General features: G+C 68.1%; 1 protein-coding gene and 1 pseudogene. Both read left to right on the forward strand.

Annotation, left to right across the window (positions count from 1 at the left end; all coding sequences use genetic code 11):
- Positions 1-278: pseudogene (locus ELR45_RS40920) on the forward strand (peptide chain release factor 1); the annotation flags it as partial.
- A 259-nt stretch (positions 279-537) separates the two neighbouring features.
- The coding region (locus ELR45_RS15250; RefSeq protein ID WP_240759752.1) for a N5-glutamine methyltransferase family protein at positions 538-1,275 on the forward strand (738 nt) is incomplete at its 3' end.

The raw sequence follows: 1,275 nt of genomic DNA on the forward strand, positions 1-1,275 counted from the left end.
TGCGTGCCAGGCTGCTCGCGGCGGCCCAGGAAGAGGCCGAGAAGGAAGCCTCTGACGCCAGGCGGAGCCAGATCCGTACCGTCGACCGTTCGGAACGGATCCGCACGTACAACTTTCCGGAGAACCGCATCTCCGACCACCGCATCGGATTCAAAGCCCACAACCTCGATGCGGTGCTCGAGGGTGATCTCGGAACGGTCATCCAAGCCTTGGTCGACGCGGACACCAACGCGAAGATCGCGGTCTCCAGCGACGCCTCAGAGTCCGAGGGCGGGTAGTCCGAGACAGCTGGTCCGACGATGGCTCGTCCCGATGATGGCTGGCCCGAAGGTGATGAGAAGTCGCGCAGGTCGGCGCGAAGGGATCACCAGGCAGCGGGTTGCGCTGGCTGTGTCCCGCTCGGTGAGTCTGTGGCCCGTTGGGCTTGAGCCTGGTGATCCCTTCGCCCCAACCTGCGCGACCTGTCCGTCGGGCCGTTCGCTCATGCGCTGCCCCGCATGTGTTCTGTGGGGTGCAACATGATTGCCTTGGGCCGTGATGTCGTTGCGTGAAGAGATCCGGGCCGCCGCTGAGCGGCTGGCGGCCGCCGGTGTGCCATCCCCGCGGCATGATGCCGAGGTACTGGCCGCACACGTCCTCGGCATCGAGCGGTCTCAGCTGGCGACCCGCCTGGCCGGCGCCGGCGAAGAACCGGGACAAGACCTCGACGACGTACGGTTCGCCGCCGCCTATGCCGAGCTTGTCGAACGACGGGCGGCGCGGGAACCGCTGCAGCACATCACCGGTGTCGTGCACTTCCGGCACATCACCTTGCAGGTCGGCCCGGGTGTCTTCACGCCCCGTCCGGAGACCGAGCTCACCGCCGGCGCGGCGATCGCGGAGGCACGAGCGGTGATCGACGCCGGCCGGGTGCCGGTGGTGGTCGACATGTTCGCCGGTTCCGGTGCGATCGCGATCTCGGTGGCGCGGGAGGTGCGTCCGTGCGTCGTGCATGCGGTGGAATCCGAGGACGCCGCCGTCGAGTGGCTGCGCAAGAACGCTGCCGGGCAATCGGTGGTGGTGCATCGGGACGATGTCGGGGGCATCCTGGACCGGAGCATGTCGATGCTGGCCGGAACGGTCGACGTGGTCGTGGCCAACCCTCCGTACGTGCCGGTGGGCGCTGCGATCCGTGACCCAGAGGTCGTGGAGCATGACCCGGCGGCCGCGTTGTGGTCAGGGCCGGATGGCTTGGACGCGATGCGGACACTGGAGTCGGCCGCGGCGAGATTGCTT

The sequence above is a fragment of the Phytoactinopolyspora endophytica genome, from assembly GCF_004138495.1.
GTDB classification, from domain to species: Bacteria; Actinomycetota; Actinomycetes; order Jiangellales; family Jiangellaceae; genus Phytoactinopolyspora; species Phytoactinopolyspora endophytica.